25 protein-coding genes and 1 riboswitch are annotated in these 25,613 nt (G+C 72.7%); of the genes, 19 read left to right on the forward strand and 6 right to left on the reverse strand.

Going from position 1 to position 25,613, the window contains the following annotated elements:
* The first annotated feature begins 35 nt into the window (after positions 1-35).
* Both trpD and ABT154_RS06050 read left to right on the forward strand, forming a co-directional pair.
* Positions 36-1,100, forward strand: a complete 1,065-nt coding sequence (gene trpD, locus ABT154_RS06045) for an anthranilate phosphoribosyltransferase (RefSeq protein WP_351853441.1) — start codon at positions 36-38, stop codon at positions 1,098-1,100.
* Between the two features lie 108 nt (positions 1,101-1,208).
* Positions 1,209-1,325, forward strand: a riboswitch (SAM riboswitch).
* Positions 1,326-1,571: 246 nt separating this feature from the next.
* Positions 1,572-3,053 carry an aminotransferase class V-fold PLP-dependent enzyme gene (locus ABT154_RS06050; RefSeq protein WP_351853444.1) on the forward strand — a complete coding sequence of 494 codons (1,482 nt, stop codon included), beginning with the start codon at positions 1,572-1,574 and terminating at the stop codon, positions 3,051-3,053.
* A 70-nt stretch (positions 3,054-3,123) separates the two neighbouring features.
* On the opposite strand, the gene ABT154_RS06055 is transcribed toward ABT154_RS06050, so the two are convergent.
* Positions 3,124-3,405: an Lrp/AsnC family transcriptional regulator gene (locus ABT154_RS06055; RefSeq protein WP_030205672.1), complete on the reverse strand. Its 282-nt coding sequence runs from the start codon at positions 3,403-3,405 to the stop codon at positions 3,124-3,126.
* Positions 3,402-4,136, reverse strand: a complete 735-nt coding sequence (locus tag ABT154_RS06060; protein WP_351853447.1) for a rhomboid family intramembrane serine protease — start codon at positions 4,134-4,136, stop codon at positions 3,402-3,404. Before ABT154_RS06060 ends, ABT154_RS06055 begins: the two co-directional genes overlap by 4 nt.
* A 159-nt stretch (positions 4,137-4,295) precedes the next feature.
* Here ABT154_RS06060 and ABT154_RS06065 point away from each other — a divergent pair, with 159 nt between their 5' ends.
* The 5 genes from ABT154_RS06065 to ABT154_RS06085 all read left to right on the forward strand — a co-directional run bounded on the left by ABT154_RS06065 (position 4,296) and on the right by ABT154_RS06085 (position 9,709).
* Positions 4,296-4,538, forward strand: a complete 243-nt coding sequence (locus ABT154_RS06065) for a hypothetical protein (RefSeq protein ID WP_017238847.1) — start codon at positions 4,296-4,298, stop codon at positions 4,536-4,538.
* Positions 4,539-4,571: 33 nt separating this feature from the next.
* Complete coding sequence (locus ABT154_RS06070; RefSeq protein ID WP_351853450.1) at positions 4,572-5,936, forward strand: NYN domain-containing protein; 1,365 nt, start codon at positions 4,572-4,574, stop codon at positions 5,934-5,936.
* Between the two features lie 257 nt (positions 5,937-6,193).
* Positions 6,194-7,231 (forward strand): C40 family peptidase, encoded by a 1,038-nt coding sequence (locus ABT154_RS06075; RefSeq protein WP_317878567.1) that lies wholly within the window; start codon positions 6,194-6,196, stop codon positions 7,229-7,231.
* Between the two features lie 190 nt (positions 7,232-7,421).
* The gene (locus ABT154_RS06080; protein WP_351853453.1) at positions 7,422-8,438 is read left to right on the forward strand and encodes a C40 family peptidase; all 1,017 of its coding nucleotides are present in this window, start codon (positions 7,422-7,424) and stop codon (positions 8,436-8,438) included.
* 47 nt (positions 8,439-8,485) lie between these two features.
* A complete protein-coding gene (locus ABT154_RS06085) occupies positions 8,486-9,709 on the forward strand; it encodes a hypothetical protein (RefSeq protein WP_351853455.1) in 1,224 nt (407 codons plus the stop codon).
* 55 nt (positions 9,710-9,764) lie between these two features.
* Here ABT154_RS06085 and ABT154_RS06090 read toward each other — a convergent pair whose 3' ends face one another.
* Positions 9,765-11,039, reverse strand: coding sequence for a glycosyltransferase 87 family protein (locus ABT154_RS06090; protein WP_351854226.1), 1,275 nt, complete (start codon positions 11,037-11,039; stop codon positions 9,765-9,767).
* Between the two features lie 88 nt (positions 11,040-11,127).
* On the opposite strand from ABT154_RS06090, the gene ABT154_RS06095 reads away from it, so the two are divergent.
* On the forward strand, positions 11,128-12,270 hold the full coding sequence (locus tag ABT154_RS06095; protein ID WP_351853458.1) for a glycosyltransferase family 4 protein: 1,143 nt from the start codon (positions 11,128-11,130) through the stop codon (positions 12,268-12,270).
* Positions 12,271-12,337: 67 nt separating this feature from the next.
* On the opposite strand, the gene ABT154_RS06100 is transcribed toward ABT154_RS06095, so the two are convergent.
* Positions 12,338-14,134: an AMP-dependent synthetase/ligase gene (locus tag ABT154_RS06100; RefSeq protein WP_351853461.1), complete on the reverse strand. Its 1,797-nt coding sequence runs from the start codon at positions 14,132-14,134 to the stop codon at positions 12,338-12,340.
* Positions 14,135-14,390: 256 nt separating this feature from the next.
* Here ABT154_RS06100 and ABT154_RS06105 point away from each other — a divergent pair, with 256 nt between their 5' ends.
* The 6 genes from ABT154_RS06105 to ABT154_RS06130 all read left to right on the forward strand — a co-directional run bounded on the left by ABT154_RS06105 (position 14,391) and on the right by ABT154_RS06130 (position 19,264).
* Positions 14,391-15,158 carry a metallophosphoesterase family protein gene (locus ABT154_RS06105; RefSeq protein WP_351853464.1) on the forward strand — a complete coding sequence of 256 codons (768 nt, stop codon included), beginning with the start codon at positions 14,391-14,393 and terminating at the stop codon, positions 15,156-15,158.
* Positions 15,159-15,248: 90 nt separating this feature from the next.
* Complete coding sequence (locus tag ABT154_RS06110; RefSeq protein ID WP_317878430.1) at positions 15,249-15,692, forward strand: SRPBCC family protein; 444 nt, start codon at positions 15,249-15,251, stop codon at positions 15,690-15,692.
* 63 nt (positions 15,693-15,755) lie between these two features.
* Positions 15,756-16,886, forward strand: coding sequence for an ArsA family ATPase (locus tag ABT154_RS06115; RefSeq protein ID WP_351853468.1), 1,131 nt, complete (start codon positions 15,756-15,758; stop codon positions 16,884-16,886).
* A 42-nt stretch (positions 16,887-16,928) separates the two neighbouring features.
* On the forward strand, positions 16,929-17,426 hold the full coding sequence (locus tag ABT154_RS06120) for a DUF5304 domain-containing protein (RefSeq protein WP_351853471.1): 498 nt from the start codon (positions 16,929-16,931) through the stop codon (positions 17,424-17,426).
* Positions 17,427-17,492: 66 nt separating this feature from the next.
* Positions 17,493-18,434, forward strand: a complete 942-nt coding sequence (locus ABT154_RS06125; RefSeq protein ID WP_317878682.1) for an ROK family glucokinase — start codon at positions 17,493-17,495, stop codon at positions 18,432-18,434.
* Positions 18,435-18,517: 83 nt separating this feature from the next.
* Positions 18,518-19,264 (forward strand): endonuclease/exonuclease/phosphatase family protein, encoded by a 747-nt coding sequence (locus ABT154_RS06130; protein WP_351853475.1) that lies wholly within the window; start codon positions 18,518-18,520, stop codon positions 19,262-19,264.
* A 48-nt stretch (positions 19,265-19,312) separates the two neighbouring features.
* Here ABT154_RS06130 and ABT154_RS06135 read toward each other — a convergent pair whose 3' ends face one another.
* Positions 19,313-20,041, reverse strand: a complete 729-nt coding sequence (locus tag ABT154_RS06135; protein WP_351853478.1) for a hypothetical protein — start codon at positions 20,039-20,041, stop codon at positions 19,313-19,315.
* Positions 20,034-20,816: an alpha/beta hydrolase gene (locus ABT154_RS06140; RefSeq protein ID WP_332434507.1), complete on the reverse strand. Its 783-nt coding sequence runs from the start codon at positions 20,814-20,816 to the stop codon at positions 20,034-20,036. Before ABT154_RS06140 ends, ABT154_RS06135 begins: the two co-directional genes overlap by 8 nt.
* 189 nt (positions 20,817-21,005) lie before the next feature.
* Here ABT154_RS06140 and ABT154_RS06145 point away from each other — a divergent pair, with 189 nt between their 5' ends.
* From ABT154_RS06145 to ABT154_RS06165, 5 genes are all read left to right on the forward strand, one after another.
* Positions 21,006-21,737: a lysophospholipid acyltransferase family protein gene (locus ABT154_RS06145; protein WP_442809816.1), complete on the forward strand. Its 732-nt coding sequence runs from the start codon at positions 21,006-21,008 to the stop codon at positions 21,735-21,737.
* Positions 21,738-21,792: 55 nt separating this feature from the next.
* Positions 21,793-23,004: a MacS family sensor histidine kinase gene (gene macS / locus ABT154_RS06150; RefSeq protein WP_351853482.1), complete on the forward strand. Its 1,212-nt coding sequence runs from the start codon at positions 21,793-21,795 to the stop codon at positions 23,002-23,004.
* Positions 23,005-23,024: 20 nt separating this feature from the next.
* Positions 23,025-23,672, forward strand: a complete 648-nt coding sequence (locus ABT154_RS06155; protein WP_351854229.1) for a response regulator — start codon at positions 23,025-23,027, stop codon at positions 23,670-23,672.
* Between the two features lie 69 nt (positions 23,673-23,741).
* Positions 23,742-24,767, forward strand: coding sequence for a 2-hydroxyacid dehydrogenase (locus ABT154_RS06160; protein ID WP_351853484.1), 1,026 nt, complete (start codon positions 23,742-23,744; stop codon positions 24,765-24,767).
* Positions 24,768-24,817: 50 nt separating this feature from the next.
* A complete protein-coding gene (locus ABT154_RS06165) occupies positions 24,818-25,600 on the forward strand; it encodes a S1 family peptidase (RefSeq protein ID WP_351853487.1) in 783 nt (260 codons plus the stop codon).
* Positions 25,601-25,613: the final 13 nt, after the last annotated feature.

Here is a 25,613-nt window from a genome sequence, read left to right on the forward strand (position 1 = left end):
GAGCCGTATTCCCTACGGACTGACCAGGAGCTGCCATGAGCGCTGCGACCCCCGCTGGAGGACCTACGTCGGCGGGCCGCTCCTGGCCCGCCGTACTGGACGGTCTGCTGTCCGGCCGCGACCAGAGCGCCGAGGACACCGCCTGGGCGATGGACCGCATCCTGTGCGGAGAGGCCACCGACGCCCAGATCGCCGGATTCGTGGTCGCCCTGCGCGCCAAGGGCGAGACCGTCGAGGAGATCACCGGCCTCGTCCGCACCATGTACGAGCACGCCAACACGATCGACGTGCCCGGCCCGTCCGTCGACATCGTCGGTACCGGCGGCGACGGCGCCAAGACCGTCAACATCTCCACCATGTCCGCGATCGTCGTCGCGGGCACGGGCGCCAAGGTCGTCAAGCACGGCAACCGTGCCGCGTCCTCCGCCTCCGGTGCCTCCGACGTCCTGGAGAAGCTCGGCGTCAACCTCAACCTGACCCCGAAGCGGGTCGTCGAGGTCGCCGAGGAGGCCGGGATCACCTTCTGCTTCGCGGTGAAGTTCCACCCGGCGCTGCGGCACGTGGCGACGGCCCGCAAGGAGCTCGGTATCCGGACCGTCTTCAACTTTCTGGGCCCGCTCACCAATCCGGCCCGGGTGCAGGCCCAGGCGACCGGTGTCGCGGACGCCCGGGTGGCCCCCATCGTCGCCGGCGTGCTGGCCGAGCGCGGTTCCTCCGCCCTGGTCTTCCGCGGCGACGACGGACTCGACGAGCTGACCACCACGGCCACCTCGCGGGTCTGGGTCGTCCGGGACGGCTCGGTGCGGGAGGAGGCCTTCGACCCCAGGGACGTCGGCATCGACCTCGTACCGGTGGAGGCCCTGCGCGGCGCCGACGCCTCGTACAACGCCGACGTCGCCCGTCGGCTGCTCGCGGGGGAGACGGGTCCGGTACGCGACGCGGTCCTGCTCAACTCCGCGGCGGCGCTGACCGCGCTGGCGCCGGGGGAGGGCACCCTCGCGGAGCAGATCCGCGCCGGCATCGGGCAGGCCGCGGAGTCGATCGACTCCGGGGAGGCCCGCCGGGCCCTCGAACGCTGGATCGCCGCCAGCAACGCCTAGGGTCTGACTTTCGGATCATGCCGGGCTCGCGACACCGCCCCACGACCCCGGTCCAGCATGCGGACCGGGGTCTTGCGGTTCGTCGATCATGTGGCACGATGCTCCCTAGGTCACGAGTGACAGCGTTTTGGCCCCGGCTTGCTGTCCGGCAACCCTCCGTCCGTGGCGGGGTGCCCCGGGTGATGACCAGGCCGTAGGCAGCGAGGTCTACGGCAAGCGCGGACCCCTCGACACACCAGGGGTCCTGGTCTCTCGAGGAGCGTTTTCCGTGAGCAAGCGAATGCGATAGGGCGAGTCCGCCCCTACTTCACCCTCGGATCATCGGATCAGGGTCATTTCCGCGTACCCGTGTGTACCGCCGTGTACCGCCGTGTCCTCCCATGTCCCCGAGGCATCACCCGTACCCCGCCGTGTCCGGCCGCGTACGGGATCACCGAAGCCATTCAGCACCGCCCGCCGGGAGATACCGCCATGTCCGCACGCCCTGACGCCGTCGCCACCGCCACCGCCGCCGTCGAGACCGTCGCCGCCGTCGAGTCCGCCGACCCCTGCTGCGCCGCGCCGCTGCCCGTCCTCGGCCGGGACGTCACCGTCCCGCTCGTCACCGGCGGCGAGGTGACCTACGCGGCGCTCGACTACGCGGCCAGCGCGCCCGCCCTCCAGCGGGTCTGGGACGACGTCGCCGCGTACGCCCCCTACTACGGCAGCGTCCACCGCGGCGCCGGCTACCTCTCCCAGCTCTCCACCGACCTCTTCGAGAGCAGCCGCGTCACCGTCGCCGAGTTCCTCGACTGCCGCGCCGACGACCAGGTCGTCTTCACCCGCTCGACCACCGACTCGCTGAACCTGCTCGCCGCCGTCGTCCCCGCCGACTGCGAGGTCTTCGTCTTCGAGACCGAGCACCACGCCTCGCTGCTGCCCTGGGGGTCCCCCGACGCCCCTGGGCGCAGGGGGAGCGACGCCCGCGTCACCTACCTCAACGCGCCCCGCACCCCGCAGCAGGCCGTCGAGACCCTGGAGCGCGCCCTCGCCGACCGTGACCCCTACGGTCCCGCCCTGGTCTGCGTCACCGGCGCCTCCAACGTCACCGGCGAGCTGTGGCCGGTGAGGGAACTCGCCGCCGCCGCGCACGCCCACGGCGCCCGGATCGTGCTCGACGCCGCCCAGTTGGCGCCCCACCACCCGGTCTCCGTCCAGGACCTCGACGTGGACTGGATCGCCTTCTCCGGGCACAAGCTGTACGCGCCCTTCGGCTCCGGCGTCCTCGCCGGCCGCGCCGACTGGCTCCAGGACTCCGAGCCCTACCTCGCGGGCGGCGGCGCCTCACGCAAGGTGGCGCGCCGGGCCGACGGCGGAGTGGACGTGGAGTGGCACACCACCGCGGCCCGCCACGAGGCCGGCTCCCCGAACGTCATCGGCGTGTACTCCATCGCCTCCGCCTGCAAGGCGCTCACCGAGGCGGGCTTCGAGGGGCTCGTCGCCCGTGAGCGGCACCTGATCGCCACGGTCCGCGAGGGCCTCGCCGAGGTCCCCGAGGTCAAGGTGCTGTCGCTGTTCGGCGACGACGCGCCCCGGGTCGGCGTCATCTCCTTCGTGGTGGACGGCTGGAACAGCTCCCACTTCGCCGCCGCGCTCTCCGCCGAGTACGGCATCGGCGTCCGCGACGGACTCTTCTGCGCCCACCCGCTGGTCCGCACCCTGCTCGGCAGCGACCCGCAGGACCCGGGCGAGTGCGGTGCCCCCGAGGCGGCGCCCGGCGAGCGAAGCGAGGTGGGGGTCCCCCCGGCCGAAGGCTGGGGGCGGTCCCTCAACGCCATCCGGGTGAGCTTCGGCGCCGGTACGCCGGACGAGCACGTGGAGCGGTTCGTCGGCGCCGTGAAGGCGCTCGTCCGCGACGGCGCGCAGTGGAAGTACCGCACCGAGGACGGCCGCTGCGTCCCCGACCGCGGCTGAGCACTCACTCGTACGGGTGAAGGGGGCCTCCCGACCGGGAGGCCCCCTTCAGCATGCCGCGTACGGGGTCTCAGGACTCCAGGCCGATGGCGAAGGCCGCCTCCAGGTCGTGCTGGGAGTACGTGCGGAACGCGACGTGGGTGTCCGTCGCCTCCACGCCCGGGATCTTGCTGATGCTGCCGGGGATGACGTCCGCCAGGTCGTCGTGGCGGGGCACGCGGACCATCGCGATGAGGTCGTAGGTGCCGGTCACCGAGAAGACCTCGCTGACGCTGTCGAGCGCGGCGATCGACTCGGCGATCTCGGGGATGCGGTCCACGCTGGTCTTGATGAGCACGATCGCGGTGATCACGGCTGGCTTTCTCCCTCGGTCGCCGCGGCTTGGGCTTTCACTCTATCCCCACCCCGGTGGCGCCCCCAGGCGTAGAGGAAGCCGACGGAGAAGCCGACGACGTGGGCCAGATAGGCGACGCCGGGGCCGGCCCCCGCCGCCCGGGCGGCCATCCACTGGAGCGCGAACCAGAAGATCAGCACGATCCAGGCGGGGAAGCGCAGCGGCAGGAAGAAGAGGAAGGGGAAGAGGCTGGTGACCCGGGAGCGCGGGAAGAGGAAGAGGAAGGCCCCCAGCACCCCGGAGATCGCCCCGGACGCCCCCACGAGGGTCTGCTCGCTGTTCGCGTGCGCCACCGCGTACCCGAGGAGGGCGAGGTAGCCGGTGCCCAGGTAGAAGAGGGCGAACTCGACCGGTCCCATGCGCTCTTCGGCCATCGCGCCGAAGACGTACAGGAAGAGCATGTTCCCCAGCAGGTGGAGCCAGCTGCCGTGCACGAAGAGCGCGGTGAGCGGGGTGAGCAGGGCGCGGGGCTCGCCGCTCATCAGCTCGGCGGGGACGACGCCCCATCGGCGGAAGTACGCGCCCTGCGCCGCGAGGAGCTGGTCCCCGGAGCCGTACACCGGGTTCAGCCCGGAGATCGGGCTGATCACGAAGAACAGGCAGCAGGCGGCGATCAGTCCGTACGTCACCGTGGGGCCGCTGCGGGTGCCGCGCCAGGCACCGAGGGCCGAGCCTCGCCAGTCGATCATGGACAGATCATGGCGTACCGGGGCCGAACTGGACAGAGTGCCTCGCCGTGCCTCCGGGTACCGGTGAGGCCGTAGGGTTGCAGGCAGTACAACCGCAGTTCGACGGCGCACCGCGGCTCCCGCACCTGGTACCACACAGACAGGAAGAAGGACGGCTCGATGACGACGGTTCCCCTGCCGACCGCCGAGACCCGCTGGCGCTGCACGCTCTGCGGCAACCTCACCCGCTTCGACGTGACGCGCTCCTCCAAGGTGGTCGAGTACGTCCATCTGGACCTCGCGGGCGATCCCACGGTCGAGGAGCGGCAGGTGGTCAGTGAGACCATCGAGTCGGTCCGCTGCCGCTGGTGCAACGCGGTGGACCAGATCGAACTGGTGGACAGGCCGGGCGCCGCCTCCTGAGGGACGGCGCGGACGACATAGGGGTGACGGATCGTGGAGCAGCCCGCGCACGGTGGAGAGCCGGCCGGCGCGGCAGGTGACGCTGCCGAGACGCTCGACCACCCACTGCCGGAAGGCGTACGACGGCGGGTCGTCGCGCTGGTCGCCGACGCCTTCGGCGGGCTGACCGTCGCGGAGCTGCCCGCACCCCTGAGGCAGTACGCCCGTTTCACCGCGAGCCGGCGGGCCAAGTTCGCCGGCAACGCGATGGCGGCGGCCCTGGAGAGCGACCCGCTGTTCCGGCAGCGGATCGGCGAACGGTTCAAGCTGGGCCAGCCCGAGCTGGCCGGTGCCGTGGAGACCGGCACCCCGCCCGCCGCCGCCGACCCCGTGGACGTGGCCGCCGCCGCCTATGTGCTGCGCCCGCCCGGCTGGGTGAAGCTGGTCGCCGCCGCGGGCGAGGAGGCCCAACGGGCCGACGCCGAGCGGGCCGACGAGGCCGGCCGCCGCGAGCTGGACCGGCTGCGCGAGGAGCTCACCGCCGCCCGGGACCGCACCCGGACCGAGACCGAGCAGCTGCGCCACGACCTCGAAGCGGCCCGCAAGGAAGCGGAGTCGCTGCACCGCAAGCTGCGCAGCGCCCAGAGCGACGTGAAGCGCGGTGAGGCCGCGCTGCGCAAGGTCCAGGGCGAGATCGAGGCCGTGCGCGCCGACGCGGCGGCCCAGGTGTCCTCCGCCGAGAGCGAGACCCGGCGGCTCAAGGCCCGGCTCGCCGAGGTGGAGTCGGCGCTCGAAGCGAGCCGCAGGACCGCCCGCGAGGGGCGTTCGGTGGAGGACATGCGGCTGCGGCTGCTTCTCGACACCGTCCTCGACGCCGCTCAGGGGCTTCGCCGCGAACTCGCGCTGCCACCCGTCTCCGTGCACCCGGCCGACACCGTGGACGCGGTGGAGCCGGGGCGGATGTCCCCGAAGGACATCGCGGCGCGGGCGCTCTCCGAGACCGATCCGGCGCTGCTCGACCAGCTGTTGGCGCTGCCGCAGGCGCATCTGGTCGTCGACGGCTACAACGTCACCAAGACCGGCTATCCCACGATGCCGCTGGAGAAGCAGCGGCTGCGGCTGCTGGGCAGCCTGTCCGCCCTGGCGGCCCGCTCGGGCGCCGAGGTCACCTGTGTCTTCGACGGCGCGGAGCTGGCGGCACCGGTGCTGCTGGCGCCGCCGCGCGGGGTGCGGGTGCTGTTCTCCAAGCCCGGTGTGACGGCCGACGAGTTGATCCGTCAGCTGGTACGGGCGGAGCCGCCGGGCCGGCCGGTCGTGGTGGTCTCCACGGACCGTGAGGTCGCCGACGGAGTGGCCAAGGCGGGTGCGCGACCGGTGGCGTCCGCCTTGTTGCTGAAGCGGCTTTCGCGGCTTCAGTGACGCATCGCAACTCCTGGGTCTTTTGACCGATTTCTGGATGGCGGACCGTCAAGTGCTCATCACTGCCTGTGTGATGTATGTAAATAAAGTGGTGCGTGAGCGATATTTTTGCCGGTGGGATTTGAACTGATCACAACTTGGTCACTAGGGTCGGGCTTCGAACCTTCGCGCGGTTGATCACCCATCCGGGGTGGCGGCGGAGGAACCGCCTGCCCGTGACCGGTTGGGCGGCTCTGAGGAAGAAGGAGCTCGCCTTCGTGGCGTCCCACCGTCGACTCAAGCAGCCGAGCCGAACCCGCGTGACCGTGCTCACCGTGACCGCGGCCGCGGCCGTCGCGCTCACCGCCCAGTCCGGAGCCCAGGCGGCCCCCGCCAAGCCCAGCATCGACGAGGTCAAGTCCAAGGTCGACAAGCTCCACCACGAGGCCGAAGAGGCCACGGAGCAGTACAACCTCGCCGACGAGCGCCGCGGCACGCTCCAGAAGGAGATCGGCAACCTCCAGGACAAGGTGGCCCGCGGTCAGCAGGAGCTCAACACCCTGCGGGACCAGATCGGTTCGGTCGCCAGCGCCCAGTACCGCTCCGGCGGCATCGACCCGGCGCTCCAGCTCTTCCTCTCCGCCGACCCGGACACCTACCTCGACAAGGCGTCCGCGATCGACCAGTTGAGCGCCCAGCAGGCCGACGTGCTCACCTCGATCCAGGCCAAGCAGCGCACGCTCGCCCAGCAGCGGGCCGAGGCCACCACGAAGCTGGCCGACCTCGAGGACGTCCGCAAGACCCTCGGCGCGAAGAAGAAGAAGTTCCAGGGCAAGCTGGCCGAGGCGCGCCAGCTCCTCAACACCCTGACCGCCGCCGAGCGGGCCAAGATGGAGGAGAAGGAGCAGCGCGCCAGCCGCGCCGCCAGCGAGCGTGTCGACCTGGGCAACGAGGCCCCCGCGAGCGGCTTCGGCGCCGCGGCGCTGGCCGCCGCCGACACCCGCGTCGGCATGCCGTACGCCTCCGGTCACGAGGGCCCCGGCTCGTTCGACTGCTCGGGTCTGACCCAGTGGTCCTACCGCCAGGCCGGCGTCACGCTCACCCGCACCACCTTCACCCAGCAGAACGACGGCACGAAGATCGGCCGCAGCCAGCTCAAGCCGGGCGACCTGGTCTTCTTCAACGGGCTCCAGCACGTGGGCCTGTACGCGGGCAACAACACCGTCCTGCACGCCCCCTACTCGGGCGCCTACGTGCGCTACGAGTCGATGAACACGATGGGGTCCTTCCAGTTCGGCGTCCGCATCGCCGGCTGACCCCGCGACCCGCGGTATGCCGCCCGAACGGGTGGTTCGCCGCGACGCGAGCTGACCTGACGCCCCGCCGGTGACCTGTGATCTCCGGCGGGGCGTCACTTTGTGTGTCCACCGGCTTCGTTGGACGCGGAGTGATCAGCGGCTACTGTCTGCCGCGCCAGTCTGCGTCGAGCCGAACGGAGCGCGATTCGTGGCGTCCCACCGCCGACCCGCCAGGGTCACCGTCCTCACCGCCGCCGCGGCCACCGCGGCGGCCTCCCTCGGGGCCGTCCCCGCGAGCGCCGACCCCGGGGCCGGACCCGCGGCCGGCCGCGCCACGGTCGACCGCCTCTTCGAGGAGGCCGAGAAGGCCACGGAGGGCTACAACCGGGCGGACGAGAAGGCGGACGCGCTGCGCAGGACGGTCTCCCAGGCCCAGGACGGCCTGGCCCGGGGCCAGGAACGCATCAACCGCATGCGGGGCGCCCTCGGTTCGGTCGCAGGCGCCCAGTACCGCTCCGGCGGCATGGACCCCGCCCTCGCCCTGCTGCTCTCCTCCGACCCCGACACCTACCTCGAACGGGCCTCCGCCCTCGACCGGGCCACCGCCCGCCAGAGCGCCGCGCTCGGCGAACTCCGCCGGGAACAGCGCCGGCTGGACCAGAAGCGCGCCGAGGCCCGCACGGCCCTCACCGAACTGGAGCGCAGCCGCGCCGAGGTCGCCCGCCACAAGCGCACCGTCGAACGCAAGCTCGCCGAGGCCCGCCGGGTGCTCGCGACCCTCACCGTCGAGGAGCGCGCCGACTACGACCGGTCCTCCCGCTCCGGAGGCCGTGCGGACGCCGGGGAGCTGCCGCCCCTGGCCGACCTCGGCCCGGCCTCCTCACGGGCCGCCGCCGCGGTGATCGCCGCCCGCAGCGCGATCGGCAGGCCGTACGTGTGGGGGGCGACAGGACCGTCCGCCTTCGACTGCTCGGGCCTGATGGTCTGGTCGTACCGGCAGGCGGGGATCAGCCTCCCGCGCACCTCGTCGGCGCAGCGGAACGCGGGGCGGCGGGTGCCGCTCTCGCAGGCACAGCCCGGGGACCTCGTCACCTACCGGGGAGACGCCAGCCACGTCGCGATCTACGCGGGCAACGGGCAGGTCATCCACGCCCCCTACCCCGGCGCCCGGGTCCGCTACGACCCGGTGAACATGATGTCGCACATCACGGTCACCCGGGTCTGAGCCGTACCGGGAGCGGGGCCCGTCCCTCCGACCGTACGATCGGGGGCGTGGCAGGCCAGGGGTGTGGAGCGCGGCGATCGGCGACGGCCTGCCTGCTGGCCCTGCTGCTCGCCCTCACGGGCCTCGTCGGCTGCGGGGCGAAGGCGCCCGCCGAGCCGGCCTCCCGGCAGGCGCAGGAACTTCTCGACCGGCACGCCCGCGCCCTCCTCGACCGTGACGAGCCCGGCTACCTGGCCGCCCTCGACCCCTCGTACGCGCCGGCCGCGCTCACCGTCTACCGGCGGCTCGCCGCGGTACCGCTCGACGGCTGGACGTACCGGGTCACCGGCGTCGACCCCACCGGCACCGACCGGCTCACCGCCCGCGCCGACCTCGGCTACCGGCTCCGCGGCCACGACCGGCGGCCCGTCACCGGCGCCCGCGTCCTCGACCTCGTCCGGCGGGACGGCCGCTGGTACGTGACCGGGGACCGCCCCGCCGAGGGCGCGCCCCGGCAGCTGTGGGAGCAGGGCGACGTCGTGACCGTCCGGGGCACCCGCTCACTCGTCCTCGGTGTCGGCACGACCACCGCACGGCTCCGGGAGATCGCCGCGGCGGCCGACCGGGCGGTCCCCGCGGTCACCGCCGCCTGGCCCGGCGACTGGGCCCGGCAGGTGGTCGTCCTCGTCCCCGGCTCCCTCGGAGGGATGGGGGAGCTGCTGGGGGCGCCCGGCGCCTCCTACCGGGGGATCGCGGCCGTCACCACGGGGGAGACCCGGGGCGGCCCGGACGCGCCCGCGGACCGGGTGATCGTGAACCCCGACGCGTACGGGGTGCTGGGCGGCTTCGGCAGGCAGCTGGTCCTCACCCACGAGACCGTCCACGTCGCCACCCGCTCCGCCACCACCCCGTCGACCCCGGTCTGGCTCTCCGAGGGCTTCGCCGACTGGGTCGCCTACCGGGGCACCGACCGCACCCCCGCGCAGGCGGCCCCCGAGCTGCGCCGCGCGGTCCGCGCGGGCGAGCTGCCGGCCCGGCTCCCGGTGGACGGGGACTTCGCCTTCGGCGGCGACGCGGAGGCGCTGGCGCGGGCGTACGAGGGCGGCTGGCTGGCCTGCGCGCTGATCGCGGACCGCTGGGGCGAGACGAAGCTGACGGCCTTCTACCGAGCGGTGGGCGCCCACCCGGCCCGGGACGGCGCGGTGGAACAGGCACTGCGCGAGGTGCTGGACACCACACCGGAACAGTTCACGGCGGACTGGCGGACGTATCTGGAGGAGCGGCTGGGGTAGGGGCCCGGGCCGGACCCCGTGGGCCCCGGCCGGCAACCCCTGGCCCGGCGGCCCCTCAGCGGGAGCCGGAGAGGGTCTTCTCGCGCTCCGTGCGCACCGCCTGCGCGGGCACGACCACCGACTCCGCGAGGCGCGGCTCCGTCACCGTCTGGCGCCACAGGATGCGGCAGGCGATGAGGGTGGCGGCGATCAGGAGACCGTTCCTGGTGAACAGCAGCGCGATGCCCAGCGGGTCGCTCCGCGTCACGTGCGAGAACCACACCGGGAACTCGAACTGCGTCACCGCCGTCGCCCACACGATCAGATGGACGGGCCGCTGCATCCGGCTCGACCGGTACGCCAGGCACACCGCCGCCAGGCCGACCAGCCACAGCATGTACTGCGGGGAGAGCACCCGGCTCGTCGTCGTGAACAGCAGCACCGCCACGAAGGCCGCGTCCGCCACGGTCGAGGAGGTGAAGCGGCGGGCCTTGAAGCGCCAGAGCAGCAGCCAGCCGAAGGCGGCGAAGGTGAGCAGCATCGCGGCCGTCGAGACGGCGGAGACGTACGGGCCGAGGAACTCGATCGAGCCGTAGTTCATCCGCACCTCGCCGCCCCAGCCGAAGTGCCGGGCCACGTGGAAGACCATCGAACCCAGCGACTCGACCTCCGTGCCGCGGTCCTTCTGGAAGGAGAGGAAGGCGAGCGCCCCCGGCATCCACAGCACGCAGAACAGCAGCACAGCAGCCGCCGCGCCCACCGCCGTCGACCAGGAACGGAAGGTCGCCCGGCCCTTGGCCGTGCCCGCGAGCACCAGCACCGGCCACACCTTCAGGACCGCGCCGAACCCGGCGAGCGCGCCGAGGACGCGCGGGCTGCGGCCCGCCGCGAGCACCGCCGCCACCGCGACGGCGGTCACCATCACGTCGTACCGGGCGTACGCGGTCGGGCCGAGCAGCGGGACGGCCGCTATCCAGATCCAGGCACCGCGCAGCGAACGCCCCGCCCGGCGGCCCGTGTAGGTGAGCAGCCCGAAGACGAGTGCGTCACAGAGGAAGGCGAGGACGAAGAAGGCGGCCGAGTAGTCGAGGAAGGGCAGCAGCCCGGGGGCGAGGATCGCGAACGCGGCGGCCGGCGGGTACTGCCAGGTCACGTCGTCCTGCGGATACGTGCCGTTCCGGAGGACCTCGAACCAGGCCTGGTAGATGTCCTCGACGTCACTGGTGACGTCGGGGCCGGGGATGACCACGATCTTGAACACGCAGACCAGCAGGATGACCCGGGTCAGACCCCAGAGGCCGACCGGCAGCCGAAGACCTGTGCGTGCCCACTTCCCCACTGCGCCCGTCATCACTGTCTCGTCCTTCTCCGGTCGGCCCGCTCGCGCGGGGGAGTGGTGGTGCTGGGCGGTGGGTGCGCTCGCGGTACTGTCGGCCACGATGCACAAGACCCTGATCGTAACCAACGACTTCCCGCCACGCCCCGGCGGAATCCAGGCCTTCCTGCACAACATGGCCCTCCGCCTGGACCCCGAGGGGATCGTGGTCTACGCCTCCACCTGGAAGCGCAGCCGCGAGGGGATCGAGGCGACGGCCGCGTTCGACGCCGAGCAGCCTTTCACGGTTGTCCGTGATCGCACCACCATGCTGCTGCCCACACCTCGGGTCACCGCCCGCGCCACCGCCCTGCTCCGCGAGCACGGCTGCGAGTCCGTCTGGTTCGGCGCCGCCGCGCCGCTCGGCCTGATGGGGCCCGCCCTGCGCAGGGCCGGCGCCCGGCGGCTCGTCGCCACCACGCACGGTCACGAGGCGGGCTGGGCCCAGCTGCCCGCCGCCCGGCAACTGCTGCGGCGGATCGGCGAGGGCACGGACACGATCACCCACCTCGGCGAGTACACCCGCTCCCGGATCGCGGGGGCCCTCACCCCGGCCGCCGCCGGACGCATGGTGCAGCTCCCGCCCGGCGTGGACGAGAAGACCTTCCATCCGGACTCGGGCGGCGCCGAGGTCCGCGCCCGGCTCGGCCTCAGCGACCGGCCGGTCGTCGTCTGCGTCTCCCGGCTGGTCCCGCGCAAGGGCCAGGACACCCTGATCAGGGCCATGCCCGAGATCCTGCGCCGGGTGCCGGACGCGGTCCTCCTGATCGTCGGCGGCGGCCCGTACGAGAAGGACCTGCACCGGCTCGCCGACGAGACCGGCGTGGCCGGATCCGTACGCTTCACCGGCGCCGTCCCCTGGTCGGAGCTGCCCGCCCACTACGGCGCCGGCGACGTCTTCGCCATGCCCTGCCGGACCCGCCGCGGCGGCCTGGACGTCGAGGGCCTCGGCATCGTCTACCTGGAGGCCTCCGCGACCGGCCTCCCGGTCGTCGCGGGCGACTCCGGCGGCGCCCCCGACGCCGTCCTCGACGGTGAGACCGGCTGGGTCGTCCGGGGCGAGTCCGCCGAGGACACCGCCGACCGCGTCACCACCCTCCTCCTGGACCCGGAGCTCCGGGCCCGCATGGGGGAGCGGGGGCGCGACTGGGTCGAGGAGAAGTGGCGCTGGGACCTGCTCGCGGAGCGGCTGCGCGAGCTGCTCTGACGGACGGCGCACGAAGGGGCCCGAGGCGATCCGTCCGCCTCGGGCCCCTTCGTGCACCGCTCCCGGCTCACGCCGAGTAGATCGCCTCGATCTCGTCCGCGAAGTCCTTCGCCACCACGTTCCGCTTCAGCTTCAGCGACGGGGTGATGTGGCCCGCCTCCTCCGTGAACTGGGCCGGGAGGATGCGGAACTTGCGGACCGACTCCGCCTTGGAGACCGCCGCGTTGCCGTCGTCGATCGCCCGCTGGACCTCCGCCACCAGGTCCGCGTCCTCGCGGAGGTCGGCCGCCGTCGAGCCCGCCGGCTTGCCGTGCTCGGCCGCCCAGCGGCCGAGGAACTCCTCGTCGATCGTGACGAGCGCGCCCACGAACGGGCGGCCGTCGCCGACCACCATGCACTCCGCGACCAGCGCGTGCGCCCGGATCCGGTCCTCGATGACCGCCGGGGCGACGTTCTTGCCGCCCGCCGTCACCAGGATCTCCTTCTTCCGGCCGGTGATCGCCAGGTAGCCGTCCTCGTCGAGGGTGCCGATGTCACCGGTGTGGAACCAGCCGTCCGCCAGCGCCTCGGCCGTCGCCGCCTCGTTGTTCCAGTACCGCGAGAAGATGTGCTCGCCGTGCAGCAGCACCTCGCCGTCGTCGGCGATCCGCACCACGGAGCCCGGCAGCGGCTGCCCGACCGTGCCGATCTTCTGCCGGTCCCAGGGGTTGAACGCCGTCGCCGCGCACGACTCCGTCAGGCCGTAGCCCTCCAGGACCGTGAAGCCGATGCCCCGGAAGAAGTGGCCGAGGCGCTCGCCCAGCGGCGCGCCGCCCGAGATCGCGTACTCGCCGCGCCCGCCGAGGACCGCCCGCAGCTTGCCGAAGACCAGCTTGTCGAAGACCTTGTGCTTGAGCTTGAGGCCGAAGGACGGGCCCTGCGGGGTGCTCAGCGCCCGGCTGTACGCGATGGCCGTGTGCGCGGCCCTGTCGAAGATCTTGCCCTTGCCGTCGGCCTGCGCCTTGGCCCGCGCCGAGTTGTAGACCTTCTCGAAGACCCGGGGCACGCCCAGGATCAGCGTCGGCCGGAACGAGGCCAGCTCGTCCGTGAGGTTCTTGATGTCCGGGACGCAGCCCAGCCGGATCGGGGCCATCACGGACGCGACCTCGACGAGCCGCCCGAAGACGTGCGCGGCCGGCAGGAAGAGCAGCACCGAGCACTCGCCGGTACGGAAGAGGGGCTTCAGCCTCTCCACGATGTTGCCGCACTCGGCGAAGAAGGCCCGGTGGGACAGGACGCAGCCCTTGGGGCGGCCGGTCGTGCCCGAGGTGTAGACGATCGTCGCCGGGTCGTCGGCGGTCGCCGCCGACATCCGCGCGTCCAGCAGCTCGTCGGAGACGTCCGCGCCCGAGACCGTGAGCCGCCCGACCGCGTCGTCCTCGATCTGCCACAGCTCCTTGAGCTCCGGCAGGTTCGCGCGCACCGACTCCACGGACTCCCGGTGCGCCGCGCTCTCCACCAGCGCCAGCTTCGCGCCCGAGTCGCCGAGGATCCACTGGATCTGCTCCGGCGAGCTGGTCTCGTACACCGGGACGGTCACGCCGCCGGCGCTCCAGATCGCGAAGTCGAGGAGGACCCACTCGTAGCGCGTACGGGAGAGCAGCGCGACCCGGTCGCCCGGCTCGACACCGGCGGCGATCAGGCCCTTCGCGGCCCCGCGGACCTCCGCGAGGAACTCCGTGGCGGTCACGTCGGTCCAGACGCCGTCGACCTTGCGGCCCATCACGGCCACGTCTGGGTGCTGGGAGGCGTTGCGGCGGATGAGATCCGTCAGGTTGCCGTCCGCGGGGACCTCGTACAGGGCCGGAAGGCTGAACTCGCGCAAGACTGCTGCTCCTCATCGGGCGCCGGCGCCACGGCTCTGTGTGATGCACCGGTGTAGTCCAAGAACTGGCAGGTGCTCCGTGGGGGTGAGCACGACTGGACTGCCCGGACGTTACCCACCAGTACAGGGTTCCCGATAGGGGGTCCCGGCCAGATGTTCGGTGCGTCACACACACATGACGGTGCTCTGCGCACAGTAATCCACAGGTTTCCCGACTCGGAAGTAACCGCAGGTGACACCCCCTAAGGTGGGGTCCATGCGAGTCCATGTGGTCAGTGACGTGCACGGCAACGCCGAAGACCTGGCCCGAGCGGGCGAGGGCGCCGACGCCCTCATATGCCTCGGTGACCTGGTCCTCTTCCTCGACTACGCCGACCACGGCCGGGGCATCTTCCCCGAGCTCTTCGGCGCCGAGAACGCCGGCCGGCTCGTGGAGCTGCGCACCGCCCGACGCTTCGACGAGGCCCGCGACCTGGGACGCCGCCTCTGGGCCGGGCTCGACGTCGACCGCGACACCGCCATCGAGACCGCGGTCCGCCGCCAGTACGCCGCGCTCTTCGCCGCCTTCCCCACCCCCACGTACGCCACCTACGGCAATGTCGACATCCCCCGGATGTGGCCCGAGTTCGCCCGGCCCGGGACCACCGTCCTCGACGGCGAGCGGATCGAGCTCGGCGGCCTCGTCGTCGGCTTCGTCGGCGGCGGGCTGCGTACCCCGATGCGCACCCCGTACGAGATCTCCGACGAGGAGTACGCCGCCAAGGTCGAGGCCCTCGGCGAGGTCGACGTCCTCTGCTCCCACATCCCGCCGGACGTCCCCGAGCTGACCTACGACACCGTCGCCCGCCGCTTCGAGCGCGGCAGCCGTGCCCTGCTCGACGCGATCCGCCGCACCCGGCCCCGGTACGCCCTCTTCGGCCACGTCCACCAGCCGCTGACCCGGCGGATGCGGATCGGCTCCACCGAGTGCGTGAACGTCGGACACTTCGCCTCGACGGGCAGGCCCTTCGCGCTGGAGTGGTGACGGGCCCCGCTTCGCGGCGCGATAGCCTTCCGTCGGCACGTCTGTGCCCCTTTGACTTCCGCCGGACCGCACAGTGGAGGAGCCACCACGATGGCCGAACACACCAGCTCGAGCATCACGATCGAGGCGGCACCGGCCGACGTCATGGGCGTGATCGCCGACTTCGCCCGCTACCCCGAGTGGACGGGCGAGGTGAAGGAGGCCGAGGTCCTGGAGACCGACGCCGCCGGCCGCGCCGAGAAGGTCCGGCTGCTCCTCGACGCCGGCGCGATCAAGGACGACCACACCCTCGCGTACACCTGGACCGGCGCCGACGAGGTCAGCTGGACCCTGGTCAAGTCCCAGATGCTCCGCTCCCTCGACGGCTCCTACCGGCTCGCCCCGGTCGCCGGCGGCGCCCACACCGAGGTCACCTACCAGCTGACCGTCGACGTCAAGATCCCGATGCTCGGCATGATCAAGCGCAAGGCGGAGAAGGTCATCATCGACCGCGCCCTCGCGGGCCTCAAGCAGCGGGTGGAATCGGGCGCGTAGGCGCTCCCGCCGTCGCGACCGGCGGAACGATCGCCCACGACACGGCCCGGTAACGTCCTTCGTATGCGGATCATTCTTGTCACCGGGCTCGGCGGCGCCGGGCGTACCACCGTCGCCGCCGCCACCGCGCTCGCCGAGGCGCGGGCCGGGCGCCGGGTCCTGCTCGTCTCCGAGGGCGCCGATCCGCTGCTGGGCGGCGACGGCCTCCGGGTCCTGCGGCCCGCACCCGCCGCGGACTTCCGCCGCGAGTTCCTCGCCCTCCAGGAGCGCTCCGCCGCCGCCCTCGACCTGCTGGGCGCCGCGCCCTTCGAGGACGCCGAACTCACCGAACTCCCCGGCAGCCGTCACTTCGCCCTGCTGCGCTCCCTGCGCGACGCCGCCGCCGGAGACCACGACCTGGCCGTCGTCGACCTGCCGCCGCTCCCCGAGGCGCTCGCCATCCTCGCCCTGCCCGAGCAGCTCCGCCGCTATCTGCGCCGCCTCCTGCCCCCGGAACGGCAGGCCGCCCGCGCCCTGCGTCCGATGCTCGCCCAGCTCGCCGGGGTCCCCATGCCCGCGCAGTGGCTGTACGCGACCACCGCGCGCTGGGAAGCCGAGCTGGCCGCCGTCCAGGCCGTCGTCGACGCCCCCGCCACCAGCGTCCGGCTCGTCCTCGAACCCGGCCCCGCCGCCGCGGACGTCCTGCGCACCGCCCGCCTCGGCCTCGCCCTCCAGGGCCTCGCCCTCGACGCCGTCGTCGCCAACCGGCTGCTGCCCGCCACGTCCGAGGACCCCTGGCTCGCCGGACTCACCGCCCAGCAGCACCGGCACCTGGCGGAGCTCCGTACCGCCGGCGAGACCCTCGACGAGCTGCCGCACCTCGGCCGGGACCCGCGCGGACCCGAGGACCTGGCCCTGCTGGCGCCCGCCCGGCCCGCCGCCGAGCCCGTCCCCGTACCGGAGTGGAGTGTCGAGGACCGGCGGGCGGAGGACGGCGTCCTCGTCTGGCACATCGGTCTGCCCGGCGCCGTCAAGGACGAGCTGTCCCTCGTCCGCAGGGGTGATGAACTGCTGCTCACCGTCGGAGCCTTCCGCCGCAACCTGCCCCTGCCCGCCGCCCTGCGCCGCTGCACCGTCACCGGCGCAGGGCTCGTCGAGGGGGACCTCCGGGTCCGCTTCACCCCCGACCCCGGGCTCTGGCCCCGTACCTCCTGAGAGGGCGTGTACCGTCGAAGTACCACCACTGAGGAGTACGCCATGAGCGATTCGGACGCCTGGGCCAAGGCGTGCGCCGAGGACCTGGAGGCGGAGAAGGCCCGTCGCAGGGCCGAGCGCGGGACGGAGCCCGGCTCCGCCGCCGAGGAGTTCCGCAAGCTCTTCGAGGCCGTCGCCGACAAGGTCGCCGGCGGACTCGGGAATCCGCAGCTCGGCGGCCAGGCCGTACAGACCGTGCAGCAGCTCGTCAGCCAGGCGAAGTCCGTCGTCGAGCCCGTCATCGAGCGCAACCCGCAGGTCTTCGACCACCTCGCCGCCGCCGGGAACGAACTGCTCGCCGCCTACCGCTCCGCCGTCGAGAGCCACGAGACCCGCTGGACCCGCGGAGGATCCGTGCCCGAGGCCGACGACCCGCGCAGGGACGCCGACCCGGAGCCGCCGCGCGAGGGCGATCACGAGGCCGGCCCCGAGGACGATCACAAGGACGAGCGCAAGGGCGACGAAGGGCCGGGAACCGGCCAGCACATCGACCTCGACTGATCAACGGGCGAGCCCCCCTCGGGTACGGTGGGCCGTAGCGGGGCTCGACCGAAAACTGAGGGACACATGGGACTCACCATCGGCGTCGACATCGGCGGCACGAAGATCGCGGCCGGCGTGGTCGACGAGGACGGCAAGATCCTCGACACGCACAAGGTGCCCACCCCGCCGACCCCCGAGGGCATCGTCGACGCGATCAGCGCCGCCGTCTCCGAGGCCGGCAAGGGCCACTCGATCGAGGCCGTCGGCATCGGCGCCGCGGGCTACGTCGACGACAAGCGTGCCACCGTCCTCTTCGCGCCGAACATCGACTGGCGCCACGAGCCGCTCAAGGACAAGGTCGAGCAGCGGGTCGGCCTGCCCGTCGTCGTCGAGAACGACGCCAACGCGGCGGCCTGGGGCGAGTACCGGTTCGGCGCCGGCCAGGGCCACGAGGACGTCATCTGCATCACCCTCGGCACCGGCCTCGGCGGCGGCATCATCATCGGCAACAAGCTGCGCCGCGGACGCTTCGGCGTGGCCGCCGAGTTCGGCCACATCCGGGTCGTCCCGGACGGTCTGCTCTGCGGCTGCGGCAGCCAGGGCTGCTGGGAGCAGTACGCCTCCGGGCGCGCGCTCGTCCGCTACGCCAGGCAGCGCGCCAACGCCACCCCGGAGCGCGCGGAGATCCTCCTCGGCCTCGGCGACGGCACCCCTGAGGGCATCGAGGGCAAGCACGTCAGCCAGGCCGCCCGCGCGGGCGACCCGGTGGCCGTCGACTCCTTCCGCGAGCTGGCCCGCTGGGCGGGCGCCGGTCTCGCCGACCTGGCCTCGCTCTTCGACCCCTCGGCGTTCATCGTCGGCGGCGGCGTCTCGGACGAGGGCGACCTGGTCCTCGACCCGATCCGCAAGTCCTTCCGGCGCTGGCTGATCGGCGGCCAGTGGCGGCCACACGCCCAGGTCCTGGCCGCCCAGCTGGGCAACAAGGCCGGACTCGTCGGCGCGGCCGACCTCGCCCGCCAGGGCTGAACGGCCCGCAGAAGGACTGATCACGGCAGCCGCCCGCCGCGTCCGCACCGGACGCGGCGGGCGGCTGCCGTACGTTACGTGCCATGGCGATCAGTGAGCTGCCCAACTCCCGCACCGAGGAGGACGGTTCGGCCGTCCTCCGGGTCCTCAGCTACAACGTGCGCTCGATGCGCGACGACGAGGACGCCCTCGCCCGGGTCATCCGGGCCTGCGCCCCGGACCTCGTCATGGTCCAGGAGGCCCCACGCTTCTTCCGCTGGCGCAAGCACGCCGCCCGGCTCGCCGCGAAGAGCGAACTCGTCCTGCTGAGCGGGGGTGCCACCGCGGCGGGGCCGATGCTGCTCTGCTCGCTGCGGGCCACCGTCGAACACACCGAGGACGTGCTGCTGCCGCTCACCCCCGGCCTGCACCGGCGCGGCCTCGCGACCGCCGTCGTCCGCTTCGCCGACGCCCGGGTCGGCGTCGTCAGCTGCCATCTGAGCCTGCGGAAGGACGAGCGGTACGCCCAGGCGGGCATGGTCCTCGACCGGGTCGCCGCCCTGGGGACCCCGTACGCCCTGGTCGGCGGGGACCTCAACGAACGGCCCGACGGCGCCGCCTTCCGCCGACTGACGACGGCACTCCGGGACGGCTGGGAGACCAGCCCCCGGGACGGCGAGTACACCTCGACCTCCGGGGACCCGCACCAGCGGATCGACGCGATCCTGGCCACCCCGGGCGTCGAGTTCCTCGGCTGCGGGGTGCCGGCCGGCCTCGATCCTGCCGACCTGCGGGCCGCCACCGACCACCTTCCGGTACTGGCGGCGGTCCGCGTACCGGCGGCCGGCTGAACCGGCCGGGGCCGTGCCGGGAAGATCCCGGCACGGCCCGCGTCCGGACTAGACGACCGCCCCGCGGCCCGGGTCGTCGAAGCCGTCGTCATCCTCGTCGTCGTGCTTCATCCGCCCCACCAGGGTGGCGAAGCCGCCCAGGAAGCCGCCGATGCTGAGCGTCGTCAGCCACCAGGTCATGTCCCACTGGAGCAGCACGGCCACCAGCATCAGGACCGGGCCGCCGACCACGGCCAGCCAGGCGAACTTGGTCGTGGTGTCCGCCTCCGGCAGCGGAGGCGGCTCCGGCGGCACGAAGTGCCCCTCGTCGGAGCCGCCCGTGGCGTCGTCAGGCTCGGCGGGGGAGTAGTCCCGGGGCCCGGGGGGCCGCACGCCGACGCCGGGCGCGAAGACGATCGAGCTGCCGAGCGCGGGCCGCTCGGGGCCCGCATCGGAGTCCCCGTCCGCCTCGGAGCCCGCTGAGTCGTCGGCGGCCTCAGCCGCCTCGGATCCCTCCGGCGGGGTCTTCCCCGCCGTCGGCCTCGGCTTCCAGGGCGTGCCCTCGCCGACCGTCGGCCTCGGTCTCAGCGGCGGCCGGGTCTCCCCGGACGTCCCCTCCCCGTCGTCCCCGGCCTCGTCCTCCGGCTCCGGCAGGGCCAGGTTCTCGATCGGCCGGTACGGCTTAGCCCCCGGAGGGTCCACGGGCTCCTCGCCGTACCCGGCGACGATCGCGGCCCAGGCCGCCTCCTCGTCGATGGGCTGCGGCTCCCGCTCGCCGCCGTCCTGCTGCTCAGCCACCGCTCCTGCTCCCCTGTTCGTCGACCAGCCCCGGGGCGAGACGCTCGACGAAGGCCAGGCTCTCGTCGAAGATCCGCTCCGCGTCATGGTCCAACGTCGCCACGTGGTAGCTCTGTTCCAGCAGGATCTCGCGGACGTCCGTCGAGGAGATCCGGGAGAGGATCCGGGCCGAGTCGACCGGCGGCACGACATGGTCCTGCGGGCTGTGGAGCAGGACGACCGGCTGCGTGACCTGCGGAAGCTCCGCGTCGACGAGCCGGAAGAAGGCGCGCAGGGAGTGCGCGGCGTGCAGCGGCACCCGGTCGTAGCCGACCTCGGTGACGCCCTCCTTGGCGATGTCGCTGGCGATGCCCTTGGTGGAGGGGAGCAGATGACGGGCGACCGGCAGCGCGTGCGCGGCCAGGCCGTGCACCTTGTTGCCCGGGTTGACCAGGACGACGCCCTTCACGGCGTCCCCGTGCTGGGCGGCCAGCCGCAGGGTCAGCGCCCCGCCCATCGAGAGGCCGAAGACGAAGACGGTCGTGCACCGCTCCAGGAGCTCGCGCAGGGCCCGGTCCACCTCCGCGTACCAGTCGTGCCAGGTGGTGAGCTGCATGTCCTGCCAGCGGGTGCCGTGGCCCGGCAGCAGCGGCACCGAGACGGTCAGACCGCGCTCGGCCAGATACTCGGCCCACGGGCGCATCGACTGCGGGGAACCGGTGAATCCGTGACAGAGAAGGACGCCGACCTCTCCGCCCTCGTGGCGGTACGGCTCGGCTCCGGGAAGGACCGTCACCGGGGTCTCCTGTTCGCTCGGCTTCGCGTCCGTCTTCGGGTGCGCCGAAGCGACGGAACATGGGGAAGGACCTTCACGGTACGCGACCGGACCGACACCGACCAGGGCCTTAGCGGGGGGCGTACGCCGGTACGGGATAAAGTCGTCGCGACGGCACACGGAAGGCATGACGAGTTGATCTACGGCGCAATGAAGTTCTCCCTCGGAGGGTCCCTGAAGCTTGCCTTCCGGCCCTGGGTGGAGGGTCTGGAGAACATTCCCGCCGAGGGGCCCGCGATCCTGGCGAGCAACCACCTGTCGTTCTCCGACTCCTTCTTCCTGCCCGCCGTCCTCGACCGCAAGGTCACCTTCATCGCCAAGGCGGAGTACTTCACCTCGCCGGGTGTGAAGGGCAAGCTCACCGCCGCCTTCTTCAAGGGCGTCGGACAGCTTCCGGTGGACCGATCGGGAGCCCGGGGCGCGGGCGAGGCGGCGATCAAGGCCGGCATCGAGGTCATCGAGAAGGGCGGGCTCTTCGGGATCTACCCCGAGGGCACCCGCTCGCCCGACGGCCGTCTCTACCGGGGCAAGCCCGGCGGTCTGGCCCGGGTGGCCCTGGCCACCGGCGCGCCGGTGATCCCGGTCGCGATGATCGACACCGAGAAGATCCAGCCGCCCGGCAAGGTGGTCCCCAAGCTGATGCGGCCGGGCATCCGGATCGGCAAGCCGCTGGACTTCACCCGCTACCAGGGCATGGAGGGCGACCGCTTCATCCTCCGTTCGGTGACCGACGAGGTCATGTACGAGATCATGAAGCTGTCCGGCCAGGAGTACGTCGACATCTACGCGACGGCCGCCAAGCGGCAGATGGCGGACGCGGAGAAGGCGGCCAAGGAGGCCGTCAAGGCCGAGATCGCCGCTCGGGAAGAGTCCGGCGCGTAACACCGGGGGTCCGGTGGAGAAGGCGTCCCGTGAGGGACGTCCGGGGGTGGGGGAGATGGCCAGGCGCGAGCGTGTCGTGCGCATGTCGGTCGAGCAGCCGTTGTGGCGGGCCCTGACCGGCTACCGACTTCTGACCATGGTCTACGCGGTCCTGCTGTTCGTCTTCGGCAGGGACCGGTTCGAGCGGCCCTGGGTCGCCGTCGCGTATCTGGCGGTGATGTGCGTCTGGACCCTCGCCACCCTCCCCAAGGTGGCGAACGCGGCCAGCTGCACCCGGCGCTTCCTCGGAGCCGACCTCACCATGGCCGTCGTCGGCATCCTCCTCACCCCGCTGGCCGACGCCCACGCCCAGAGCGTCGACGGCCCCACCCTGCCGTCGATATGGACCGCCGGCGCCGTCCTGGCGTACGCGATCAAGGGCGGCTGGCGCTGGGCCGGTGTGGCCTCCTCCGTCGTCGCCGTCGCCAACATCGTCGAGCGCGGCCACCCCAGCCGGGACACCTTCCACAACGTCCTCCTCGTCTGGGTCGCCTCCATCGCCATCGGCTACGTCGTCGAGGTCGCCCGCGCCTCCGAGCGCACCCTCGCCCGCGCCCTGGAGATCGAGGCCGCCACCCGGGAACGGGAGCGGCTCGCCCGCGACATCCACGACAGCGTCCTCCAGGTCCTCGCCATGGTGCAGCGGCGCGGCACCGCCCTCGGCGGCGAGGCCGCCGAACTCGGCCGGATGGCGGGCGACCAGGAAGTGGCCCTCCGCACCCTCGTCGCGGGCGGCCTCGCCCGGCCCAGCCTGGTCTCCGAGGACGAGTCCGAGGGGGCCGTCGTCCGGGTCGTCGAGGTGGACGAGGGACCGGACGACGACACGCCCGTGGACCTCAGGCTGCTGCTCGCCCCCCGCGCCGGGGCCCGGATCACCCTCTCCGAGCCGGGCGCGCCCGTGCTGCTCCCGCCGCCCGCCGCGCGCGAGCTGGCCGCCGCCGTCGGCGCCGCCCTGGACAACGTACGGGTGCACGCGGGCGAGGAGGCGCAGGCCTGGATCCTCGTCGAGGACTGGCCGGACGAGGTGATCGTCACCGTCCGGGACGACGGCCCCGGCATCCCGGAGGGCCGCCTCGCGCAGGCCGAGGGCGAGGGCCGGATGGGCGTCGCCCTCTCCATCCGGGGGAGACTGCGGGATCTGGGCGGCGAGGCCGAACTGATCTCGGTCCCCGGACAGGGCACGGAAGTCGAGTTGAAGGTCCCACGGGGGAAGGCAGGGGAGAAGTGAGCGAGCAGCCGATCAAGGTGATGGTGGTCGACGACCACCCGATGTGGCGGGACGCGGTCGCCCGCGACCTGGCGGAGGCGGGCTTCGACGTCGTCGCCACCGCCGGCGACGGGGAGCAGGCGGTGCGCCGCGCCGTCGCGGCCGGGCCCGACGTCCTCGTCCTGGACCTGAACCTGCCGGTGAAGCCGGGCGTCCAGGTGTGCAAGGAACTCGTCGGCGGCCGGCCGCAGCTGCGGGTCCTGGTGCTCTCCGCGAGCGGCGAGCACGCCGACGTCCTGGAGGCCGTGAAGTCGGGCGCCACCGGCTACCTCCTCAAGTCCGCGAGCACCGAGGAGCTGATCGACGCCGTGCGGCGGACCGCGGTCGGCGACCCCGTCTTCACCCCGGGCCTCGCCGGGCTCGTCCTCGGCGAGTACCGCCGCCTCGCCTCCGAACCCGCTCCGGCCTCCGGCGCCGACGAGCCGAAGGCCCCGGAGCTGACCGAGCGCGAGACGGAGGTCCTGCGGCTCGTCGCCAAGGGGCTCAGCTACAAGCAGATCGCCGAGCGCCTGGTCATCTCGCACCGCACGGTGCAGAACCATGTGCAGAACACCCTCGGCAAGCTCCAGCTGCACAACCGGGTGGAGCTGGTCAGATACGCCATCGAGCGCGGCCTCGACGACGCCTAGGCGGCCGCCCGGGACGATGGGTCGTATATTCACGCGTATACGGCCCATCGTCCTGTTGAGGGGAAACGCGTGGAAATCCTGGCATTCGGCGTGCAGGCGGACGAGAAGCCACTGATCGAGAAGGCGTTCGCGGGACACCACGACGTCCGCTGTCTGGGCGTCTTCCTCACCGAGGACACCGCCCCCATCGCGGCCGGCTACGAGGTCATCTCCACCAGCGTCAACGCCAGCCTGGACAACCGGGTCCTCCAGACCCTCGCCGCCGGCGGGACCCAGATGATCGCCCAGCGCTCCACGGGCTTCAACAACATCGACCTGGAGGTCGCCGAGCGGCTCGGCATCACCGTCGCCCGGGTCTCGTACTACTCGCCGTACTCCGTCGCGGAGTTCGCCTGGACCCTCGCCACCGCCGTCAACCGGCGGATCGTCCGCGCCTCCAACCGGACCCGTGACTTCGACTTCCGGCTCGACGGACTGATGGGCCGTGACCTGCGCGGCCGTACCGTCGGGGTCCTCGGCACCGGCAAGATCGGCGAGGCGTTCACCCGGATCGCCCACGGCTTCGGCATGAACCTGCTCGGCTGGGACGTCGCCGAGAACCCCACCTGCCTCGCCCTCGGCATGCGGTACGTCGAGAAGGAGCGGCTCTTCGCCGAGTCCGACCTCATCAGCCTCCACGTACCGCTGCTGCCGTCCACCCAGCACGTCATCGACGCCGCCGCCCTCAAGGCCATGAAGGACGACGTCATCCTGGTGAACTCCAGCCGGGGCGGGCTCATCGACACCGAGGCGCTCGTCACCGAACTCCGGGCCGGCCGCTTCGCCGGCGTCGGCCTCGACGTGTACGAGGCGGAGGCCGGGCTCTTCTTCCTCGACAAGTCCCTGGAGGTCGTCGAGGACGACACGCTCGCCCGGCTGGTGACCTTCCCGAACGTGGTGGTCACCTCCCACCAGGCGTACTACACGGTGGACGCGGTCGGCCAGATCATCGACACCACCGTCCGCAACGTCCTCGACTACACCGAGGGACGGCGCAGCGAGAACGTCCTCGTCCCCAGGGAACCCGCCGGCCGGTCCGCGCATCCTCCAGCGTGACCAGGCGGCGCGGTCACCGGACCGCGCGCCGCTCATCCGTGGGGGATCACATGTTCTCGTCCGTCCGGCGCCGTACCGCCGCCGCGCTCACCGCCTCCGTCCTCGCCGCCGCCGGGGGCGTGGCGGCCGTGGCGACCCCGGCCGCCGCCGTCCACGGCGGGCGCTCCACCACCGTGACGGACCACCCGTACGCCATGCTCGTCGAGACCCCGGACGGCACCCAGTTCTGCGGCGGCACCCTGGTCGCGCCCACCAAGGTCCTCACCGCCGCGCACTGCGTGGCCGACGCCGAGGCCCCCCGCGAGCTCCTCGTCATCGGCGGGCGCACCGCCCTGGACAGCACCAAGGGCACGGTCCGGCACATCGCCTCGATCAAGGTCCACCCCCGGTTCGAGCAGTCCACGCTCACCTACGACGCGGCCGTCCTCACCCTGGACCGGCCCATGCCCTACAAGCCGCTGCCGGTCGCGGGACCGAAGGACAAGGCGCTCTACGCCTCCGGCACCAGGGCGACGACCACCGGCTGGGGCCGTACCGGCCGCGACAGCCTCGCCACCCGGCTCAAGGCCGCCGAGCTCCGCCTCGCGCCGCTCAAGAGCTGCGACCCCTTCACCTTCCCCACCGACAGCGGAGCGCTGAAGGTCTGCGGGGCCGCCGCCCCCGGCACCCGCGACAGCGTCTGCAAGGGCGACTCCGGCGGCCCGCTGGCCGCCGGGGGCAAGCTCATCGGTGTCGTCTCCACCGGCAACAAGTACTGCGACGACCAGTTCCCGGTCTCCGTCTTCACCCGGGTCAGCGCGGTCGCGAAGGACCTGGGCCTGACGGTGTCCTGAGCCGGCGGCCCAG

Source organism: Streptomyces sp. NPDC001728 (assembly GCF_040297565.1).
Lineage (GTDB): Bacteria > Actinomycetota > Actinomycetes > Streptomycetales > Streptomycetaceae > Streptomyces.

Excerpts from the sequence above, each read along its gene's own strand:
- ABT154_RS06165 (WP_351853487.1), top strand. The coding sequence starts at position 24,818 with ATGTTCTCGTCCGTCCGGCGCCGTACCGCCGCCGCGCTCACCGCCTCC.
- ABT154_RS06115 (WP_351853468.1), top strand. The coding sequence starts at position 15,756 with ATGCGGATCATTCTTGTCACCGGGCTCGGCGGCGCCGGGCGTACCACC.
- ABT154_RS06125 (WP_317878682.1), top strand. The coding sequence starts at position 17,493 with ATGGGACTCACCATCGGCGTCGACATCGGCGGCACGAAGATCGCGGCC.
- ABT154_RS06120 (WP_351853471.1), top strand. The coding sequence starts at position 16,929 with ATGAGCGATTCGGACGCCTGGGCCAAGGCGTGCGCCGAGGACCTGGAG.
- ABT154_RS06145 (WP_442809816.1), top strand. The coding sequence starts at position 21,006 with ATGAAGTTCTCCCTCGGAGGGTCCCTGAAGCTTGCCTTCCGGCCCTGG.
- ABT154_RS06155 (WP_351854229.1), top strand. The coding sequence starts at position 23,025 with ATGGTGGTCGACGACCACCCGATGTGGCGGGACGCGGTCGCCCGCGAC.
- macS (WP_351853482.1), top strand. The coding sequence starts at position 21,793 with ATGGCCAGGCGCGAGCGTGTCGTGCGCATGTCGGTCGAGCAGCCGTTG.
- ABT154_RS06110 (WP_317878430.1), top strand. The coding sequence starts at position 15,249 with ATGGCCGAACACACCAGCTCGAGCATCACGATCGAGGCGGCACCGGCC.
- ABT154_RS06050 (WP_351853444.1), top strand. The coding sequence starts at position 1,572 with ATGTCCGCACGCCCTGACGCCGTCGCCACCGCCACCGCCGCCGTCGAG.
- ABT154_RS06105 (WP_351853464.1), top strand. The coding sequence starts at position 14,391 with ATGCGAGTCCATGTGGTCAGTGACGTGCACGGCAACGCCGAAGACCTG.
- ABT154_RS06060 (WP_351853447.1), bottom strand. The coding sequence starts at position 4,136 with ATGATCGACTGGCGAGGCTCGGCCCTCGGTGCCTGGCGCGGCACCCGC.
- trpD (WP_351853441.1), top strand. The coding sequence starts at position 36 with ATGAGCGCTGCGACCCCCGCTGGAGGACCTACGTCGGCGGGCCGCTCC.
- ABT154_RS06130 (WP_351853475.1), top strand. The coding sequence starts at position 18,518 with ATGGCGATCAGTGAGCTGCCCAACTCCCGCACCGAGGAGGACGGTTCG.
- ABT154_RS06065 (WP_017238847.1), top strand. The coding sequence starts at position 4,296 with ATGACGACGGTTCCCCTGCCGACCGCCGAGACCCGCTGGCGCTGCACG.
- ABT154_RS06095 (WP_351853458.1), top strand. The coding sequence starts at position 11,128 with ATGCACAAGACCCTGATCGTAACCAACGACTTCCCGCCACGCCCCGGC.
- ABT154_RS06090 (WP_351854226.1), bottom strand. The coding sequence starts at position 11,039 with ATGACGGGCGCAGTGGGGAAGTGGGCACGCACAGGTCTTCGGCTGCCG.